This window comes from Tessaracoccus luoxuelianae (genome assembly GCF_055326245.1).
This window is the reverse complement of record NZ_JBUZNO010000025.1, coordinates 1-6,735: the sequence shown is the minus strand read 5'-3', so window position 1 is coordinate 6,735 and position 6,735 is coordinate 1. Positions and strand designations below refer to the sequence as shown.

The 6,735-nt window shown below is 68.2% G+C and carries 7 protein-coding genes and 1 pseudogene; 5 read left to right on the top strand and 3 right to left on the bottom strand.

What is annotated here, in order from left to right; genetic code table 11:
- Positions 1 to 884: hypothetical protein (locus ACZK39_RS16660; protein ID WP_463613968.1), on the top strand; the 884-nt coding region annotated here is incomplete at its 5' end.
- A gap of 57 nt (positions 885 to 941) precedes the next feature.
- On the opposite strand, the gene ACZK39_RS16655 is transcribed toward ACZK39_RS16660, so the two are convergent.
- Positions 942 to 1,709, bottom strand: coding sequence for a coiled-coil domain-containing protein (locus ACZK39_RS16655; RefSeq protein WP_463613941.1), 768 nt, complete (start codon positions 1,707 to 1,709; stop codon positions 942 to 944).
- A 281-nt stretch (positions 1,710 to 1,990) separates the two neighbouring features.
- Here ACZK39_RS16655 and ACZK39_RS16650 point away from each other — a divergent pair.
- The 3 genes and pseudogenes from ACZK39_RS16650 to ACZK39_RS16640 all read left to right on the top strand — a co-directional run bounded on the left by ACZK39_RS16650 (position 1,991) and on the right by ACZK39_RS16640 (position 3,996).
- Positions 1,991 to 2,705 (top strand): annotated as a pseudogene (locus ACZK39_RS16650) (NAD(P)-dependent oxidoreductase).
- Positions 2,705 to 3,139 (top strand): MarR family winged helix-turn-helix transcriptional regulator, encoded by a 435-nt coding sequence (locus tag ACZK39_RS16645; protein ID WP_463613942.1) that lies wholly within the window; start codon positions 2,705 to 2,707, stop codon positions 3,137 to 3,139. Before ACZK39_RS16650 ends, ACZK39_RS16645 begins: the two are co-directional and overlap by 1 nt.
- Positions 3,136 to 3,996 carry an SDR family oxidoreductase gene (locus tag ACZK39_RS16640; protein WP_463613967.1) on the top strand — a complete coding sequence of 287 codons (861 nt, stop codon included), beginning with the start codon at positions 3,136 to 3,138 and terminating at the stop codon, positions 3,994 to 3,996. The genes ACZK39_RS16645 and ACZK39_RS16640 overlap by 4 nt, the downstream gene beginning before the upstream one ends.
- A 150-nt stretch (positions 3,997 to 4,146) precedes the next feature.
- Here ACZK39_RS16640 and ACZK39_RS16635 read toward each other — a convergent pair whose 3' ends face one another.
- Together ACZK39_RS16635 and ACZK39_RS16630 are read right to left on the bottom strand one after the other, a co-directional pair.
- Positions 4,147 to 4,986, bottom strand: coding sequence for a nucleotidyl transferase AbiEii/AbiGii toxin family protein (locus tag ACZK39_RS16635; protein WP_463613966.1), 840 nt, complete (start codon positions 4,984 to 4,986; stop codon positions 4,147 to 4,149).
- A complete protein-coding gene (locus ACZK39_RS16630) occupies positions 4,983 to 5,528 on the bottom strand; it encodes a hypothetical protein (protein ID WP_463613965.1) in 546 nt (181 codons plus the stop codon). Before ACZK39_RS16630 ends, ACZK39_RS16635 begins: the two co-directional genes overlap by 4 nt.
- 463 nt (positions 5,529 to 5,991) lie before the next feature.
- On the opposite strand from ACZK39_RS16630, the gene ACZK39_RS16625 reads away from it, so the two are divergent.
- Positions 5,992 to 6,675, top strand: coding sequence for a uridine kinase family protein (locus ACZK39_RS16625; protein ID WP_197971685.1), 684 nt, complete (start codon positions 5,992 to 5,994; stop codon positions 6,673 to 6,675).
- The last annotated feature ends 60 nt before the right edge of the window (positions 6,676 to 6,735 follow it).

The following is a 6,735-nucleotide window of genomic DNA, read 5'->3' as shown; positions in this document are numbered from 1 at the left end:
TCAGCAGCAGCCAGCACACCATCGAGCACCTCACCGGCCGGCTCCCCGAACTCCACGCCGCCGCCGCACTCACGATCCCGACAGCGGGTGACGCGTTCCAGATCACCCTCAACGGTCAGCGCTACACCAAACGCGGCGACGCCGCCGACGAGCTGCACGCCATGTTCGCCCTGCTGAATCTCCGACCCGACCAGCACCTCGACCTCGGCCCTGTCGCCGAGCTCGGCGGCCACCTGATCCAGATGACCGCACTCGGTAACGGCAACATCGCCTTCACCCTCACCGCCGCCGGCGACACCCCCGCCGTGTCGATCCCGTGTGCGGACCTCGGTAACCCGCAGAAAGGCACCCTCACCAAACTGGAGAATCTGATCAGCCGAGCCCTGCCCGCCCTCATCGCCGGCCACGAAGAATCCCTAGCCGAACACCACACCCGCCACGCGCACGCCACCGCCCTCCACGGGCAACCCTTCCCCCACCAGGACGACCTCGACACCGCCCGACAGCGCTACACCGCCATCAACGAACAACTCACCCACCAAACCCCCCTCACCAGCCCCGACGACGCCGTCGACGCCGTCGACCGTGATCAGGAACGGTTCGACACCTGGGCACACGCCACCAACCCCGCCCTCCTCACCGACCCCGACCGCGACACCACCCGCAGCCACCTGACCCGGCTGGCTCACCTCGGCGCCGACCTCGATCACCTCTCCACACGCCTCAAAGGTCTCCACCCCGAGGCCATCCACCGCGCCCTCGAAACCAACCTCCGACAACGAACCACACCCCCCACAGGCAGCAGCACGCCGAGCAACAGCAGTTCCCAGCATCCGATGGGTCGCACCCTGTCGACGGCGCCCCGGCACACGCCACCCAGATAGAGGCCAAGCGGGACCTCGGCCTTCGGGGAGATCCCGGGTCACTCGACCCAGGAGGGGTCAGGTGCGGCGTTTGGGCACCGGGCCCAGCGCCTCGGCGCGGATGGCCCGCTCCTGGTAGACGTGCAGCTCCTCGCGTGCCTGGGTGATCTCGGCCTGTCGTTGGTGGAGTTGGGCGTCGAAGGCCGCCTGCAGGTCCGCCACCCGCTGGTCAGCATGGACACGTTCGCGTTGCGTCTCTGCGCGGGCCGCGTCACGCTCGGCCGTGAGGACCGCGGCAGCCCCCTGGAGCTCCCCGACCTTCACGCGTAGGGCTTCGGTCTCGGCAACGGCCGTCTCGGCGCGGGACTGGGCCGCGGCAAGAGCGTGCTGCGTCTCCTCGCCGCGGGCCTGGGCCTCGTCGCGCTGCGTGATCGCGTCGGCGAGCTCGGACCTGGCGATCGCCAAGTCGTCGCGCAGCTGCGTCTGCACCTCATCGGCGTGGGCCTGCGCCTCGGCCATGACCTGCTGCACGGCGGCGAGCTCCGCGGCGAGCGATTCCCGGGCCAGAGTCGAGTCATGCAGGTCTTGGCGGGCCTGGGCCAGGGCCGCTGTCAGCTCCTCGACGGCCGCCGTGGCCTCCGTGGCCGCGGCGTCCGCCTCAGCCTTCTCGGCCTCCGCTCGACGCTGACCCTGCTCGGCCCGGGTCGCGCGCGCGTTGGCTGTGGCCACCTGCTCGGCCGCCTCACTCGACACCGCCTCGAGCTGCGCCTCCACCGCTTCCGGGTCACCGACGGTACGCAGCTCCTCCACCAGAACAGTGAGCTGCTGACCGAGATGCTCGATCATCCCAGTGACCTGACCGCTGATCATGCTCGCCCGCTGCCGCGCCGCATCCACCGGAAACGCCTCCACCGGGCGAGGCCCCTCGGCCAGCTTCTGCCGAGCCCGCCACGCAGCCGCCCGAGTGTGCTGCCGATCATCGCAATACTCCGACGGACGCCCCACACCCTCCGAAGACGACACCGCCGGCCGCTCACACCCCGGGAACCGACACACCCGCTGCACAGTCTCAATCGTCATAACGTCACCATACCATAACGCTACGTAACGCAACGTAACGAAAGAAGATGACGAAAACGAAACGAACCTTGGTCGGCGTTGGCGCCGCAGCGACCCTCGGCGCGCACTTTGCTTTAGCGCCTAAAGTGTGTGGTGTGAGTGTTGTTGCGTTCGGTGCCACCGGTGGCACGGGTCGCAGGGTGTTGACCAGGCTGGTGGCTGCCGGTCACCAGGTGCGGGTGTCGGTGCGGGACCCTGCCAGACTCCCATCGGTCGACGGGGGTTGTGGTGGTGGTCGGTGACGTCCTCGATCCGGCTGCGATGGGGGAGACGGTCGCCGGGTCGCAGGCCGTGATCAGTGTGGTCGGGCAGGTGAAGGGTTCCCCGCCCACGTTGCAGACCGACGGGACCAGGCTGATCGTCGAGGCGATGCACCGCCATGGCGTGGCGCGGCTGATCACCTTGTCCGGTGGCGGGCTCCGCGCCGAGCAGGACGGCCCCCAACTTGCCGATCGGATCATCCGTGGGCTGCTGCGCCTGTTGGCCGGGCATGTGCTGGCCGATGCCGAGGGCCACCTGAGAGTGCTGCAGGGCTCCGGGTTGGACTGGACGGTGGTGCGGGGACCGCGCCTGACCGACGACCCCGGCCTGGGCCGGTACCGGGTCGGGTGGGTCGGGGTGGATGCCAGCACCAAGATCTCGCGGGATGACCTGGCCGACTTCATCGTCACCCAACTCGACGATCAGCGGTTCATCCGGCGGATGCCGTTCGTGAGCCACTGATGAGCGGCCGGGACACGCTGATCGGTGGCGCGATCGAGGCGATCGTGATGTGGAACAGGGTCATGGACTCGCATCGGATGATCCCCTTCGGGGAACTGAACCTGAGCCGGGCCCAGCTGGAAGTGCTATTCCACATCGCCCACAGCCCGTCCCCGGCCACCCCCGGAGCGATCGCCGACCGGCTCGGGGTCACCGCAGGGGCCGTCACCCAGCTCGTCGCCGGGCTCAGCGTCCTGGGCCTGGTCCGGCAGGACCGCGACACCGTCGACGGCCGGCGTCGGCTGCTGGTCCTTGAACCCACCGCCCAGACACACGTCGAAGGGTTCGAGCAGGCGATCATCGCCGACTTGTCCCCGCGCTTCGACGCCCTCAGCGATGAAGAGCTCGCGACCCTGACCGGGCTGCTGGCCCGCACCACCGAGGCCACCCGATGAGCACAGTGTTCGTCACCGGCGCCACCGGCACCGTCGGAGCCGCCGTCGCCGCGCAGCTGGCCGCCAGGGGAGAGCGGGTGATCGCCGGGGTCCGCTCCGGCCACGCCGCCCGCCGTCTCCCCGACGGCGTGGACGCGCGACTCTTCGAATTCGCCTCCACACCCGAGCAACTGCGGCGCGTCATGGGCGGCGCGGACCGGCTGTTCCTGATGCGGCCCCCGCAGATCGCCGACGTGACCCGGTTCCTGATCCCGGTCATCGACGCCGCGCAGGATCTGGGGATGAGGCAGGTGGTGTTCCTGTCCCTGCAAGGGGTCCAGTTCAACCGCAACACCCCCCACCACCAGGTCGAGGCCTACCTGAAAGCCACCCAGGCGCCGTACACGATGCTGCGGCCCAACTTCTTCATGCAGAACCTGTCGAGCACCTACGCCGACGACATCGCCCGCCACGGCGAGATCCGGGTCCCGGCCGGCAGATCCCGCACCGCGTTCATCGACGCCCGCGACATCGGCGCGGTCACCGCGACAGTGCTCACCGAACCCGGCCACGACCGCAAGGCCTACACACTGTCCGGGGAACAGTCCCTCAGCTACACCGATGTCGCCCAGATCATGAGCCGCGTCCTGGGCCGGCCCATCACCTACACCCGCCCCACCGAACACGAGCACCTCGCCCAGCTGGCCGCAGACGGCCGGCCAGCCGACTACATCGCGGTCCAGAAGATGATCTACCGCGTGGTGCGGCTCAACGCCTCCGCCGCCCCCAACCGGAGCATCCAGCGACTCACCGGCACCCCAGCCACCCGCTTCGACCGGTTCGTCAACGACCACCGCGACCTCTGGCAACCCATCTAGGCCGTAGAAACAGCAAGACCCCCTGATCCACGGGAGTGGGGAGTCTGCACCACCCAACATAGATGATCCAGATCCTGGAACTCCAGCGAGCCACCCGCCCAGAGATGCCCCGCGGCCGCTCACCGTTTCGCGGCCGGAGGAAGGCACTGATCACGTGCCGCGTTGGTGTGCCTCGGTGATGCGTGTGATGAAGTCGTTGACCCACCCCACGGCTTCCTCGGCGGTGGCCAGAACATCGAGCCCCTCTGCGGCCGCGACGTACAGGTCGCCCCACCCGTCACCCACGGTCAGGGTCGGGGGCCACTGCTGCTGCTGTCGGTAGACGAACAGCCGCTGACACGTCGAAGCAACCTCGCTCAAGTCGAGCTCCTCTCCGGCATCCAACAGCTGGAGATCGACCAGGTCGCGGGCCCGGTCGCTGCCCGGGGAGGAGACTGCATGCAGCTTCTGGGCGACCTGATGGTCGGCGCGCATCACCGGGACCGGGCGGGGAACCGGCAGTCCGACCTCAGCGAACAGCACGACCAGATCGTCGGCGAGCCTGTACTCGGGCTCGTCACTGTCGCCGATCTCGTTGTGGCCCAGTTCGAACCTCGCTGTGCACCAGGACTGTCCCCGGTAGGCGAGCCTCACATCGAAGGGCTGCATCACATACCCCGCCGGCACCCCGACAGGACTCGGTGCGGCACGCTCAACCAGACGCCCCGTGAAGCCAGCCCACCCTGCAGCCAGTGACTCCTCGAAGTCGGCGCGGAACTGATCCAGCGACGCGACCCTGGCGGCGTCCAGGTCGCGGGTGAACCGAGAGGCCCGACCGAACCGCAGTGCCATCGCACTGCCGCCCTTGATCGCACCCTCAGGGAGCATCTGGCCCACGACCACCAGCGACATCGTGACACGACGCCGCTGGACCGCCGCCTCAGCTCCCTGCAGGTTCCGCAGCCGCTGATCCAGCGACTGCCTGTTGCGTGGCGGGGTCGTCCACCTCACGAGGTCAACCCCTCCCGGACACGGGTCCACTCGGCGGTCGTCAACAGCCCTTCCGCGCGCGCCTGCTCGGCTGCTGCCAGGAGCCGGCCCGGTTCGATCCTCCCGCGGCAAGCGAGGATCGCAGCAGCGACGCTCTGCGACGCGATCCCTTCATACCAAGTCGTCGGCTCACCCTCCGCCACCCTGACGACGCGCATGAACGGCGGGAACTTGGTCCGGGTGCGTTTGGTGACCGCGACCATCACGTGTGTGGGGTTCACGTCCGCGAGCCCGCCTTGAAGGGCCAGCACCGACTCGCCCCACAGAAAGGCGTCCTCGCCGGCTCGCAGCACCGCCTCCGCGTACTGGTCCAGGTCACCTGGGGGCATGTCGGTCACCCGATACAGCCCATAGGACACCGATTCGAGTCCGCTGTGTTCGGCCAGCTTCGGCAACTCACCCGGCGGAACGCCAGCCTCTGCGGCTTGCCGTGTCGTGACGAAGCCATGATTACCGAACGCGATGTCACGCACCACATCCCTGTACCTCACATCACGCGTCACGCCACAACCATACCTTTTTAGGTAGAGTTCCGCCACGCACTCGCGGTCCTGACGATCGTGCGCACGCCGACGCGCTCCGTGCCCCTCACAGCGGTGTGGGCCAGAACCGCCGCCCGCAAAGTGACCGAACCCGGGCACACCACCCTCTGAACCATCGGCATAGGAACACGGGTGGCAGAATCACACATGCGGGCCCCCACCCCGCCCTCGCGTGCCAGACCGAAGGTGACCAGCACCACTGTCGGCTCACCGTCGGGACCCACACCACGAACGGCCACATGACGACCCGCCAGATCAGAGACTCGACCATCGAGCGCTACCGAGGGCCAAGACATGCCGCCATGCTAAACGCCACGCGCCAAGCCTTCGATCCGGGCCCGCACTCAGCATGTTCCCCAGGCAAACCAGCCACCCCATGCGCGGCATGAGCGAGCATGGCTGCTGTCGGCAGCAGAATGGGGTCATGACCATGACCTTGCTCGAGGGTGAACCCGCTGCGGGGCCTTGGCGGGCCCTCGACACTGCCGAGCTGGTCAATCACGTTTTACAGGTGGCCGGGCAGCCGCTGGGTCGGCCGCAGATCGTTGCCGTGGACGGCAGGGGAGCCTCAGGTAAGTCGACGCTGGCTGCTGAGCTGAAGCGGGCCGTCGCCCGTTCTGCGGTCGTCCACACGGATGACCTGGCCTGGCATGAGCCGTTCTTCGCCTGGGGGCATCTGCTGCGCGACGAGATCCTGGTGACACTGCACCGTGGGGAGGGTGTGCGGTTTCAGCCGCCGGCGTGGGGGCTGCATGGACGCGAAGGCGTGATCGAGGTTGCCGCGGAGGCGGACTTGGTCGTCATCGAGGGCGTCGGCGCAAGCCAACGCGAGTTCGAGCACTTCGTTGATGCCTCGATCTGGGTGCAGTCGGACTTTCAGGAGGCCGAGCGGCGGGGGATCGCTCGCGACATGGCCGAGGGTGTGAACGGTGATCGCGAGCAGACGATCGCGTTCTGGCACGAGTGGATGGCACATGAAGTGCGGTTTCTTGCCGAGCAACGTCCGTGGGAGCGGGCCTGCCTGGTGGTTGCCGGTTCCCCAACCATCGACCTCGATGAGGGGCAGTTCGCCGTAGCGCCTGCACCTTCGAACAACCCGTGGCTCTGATGGTAGGTGCCCCCGCATCTGCCAACGCGACAGTAGCGTGCGGCCACGCTCAGTGCGGCA

Excerpts from the sequence above, each read along its gene's own strand:
- ACZK39_RS16655 (WP_463613941.1), bottom strand. The coding sequence starts at position 1,709 with ATGATCGAGCATCTCGGTCAGCAGCTCACTGTTCTGGTGGAGGAGCTG.
- ACZK39_RS16645 (WP_463613942.1), top strand. The coding sequence starts at position 2,705 with ATGAGCGGCCGGGACACGCTGATCGGTGGCGCGATCGAGGCGATCGTG.
- ACZK39_RS16640 (WP_463613967.1), top strand. The coding sequence starts at position 3,136 with ATGAGCACAGTGTTCGTCACCGGCGCCACCGGCACCGTCGGAGCCGCC.
- ACZK39_RS16625 (WP_197971685.1), top strand. The coding sequence starts at position 5,992 with ATGACCATGACCTTGCTCGAGGGTGAACCCGCTGCGGGGCCTTGGCGG.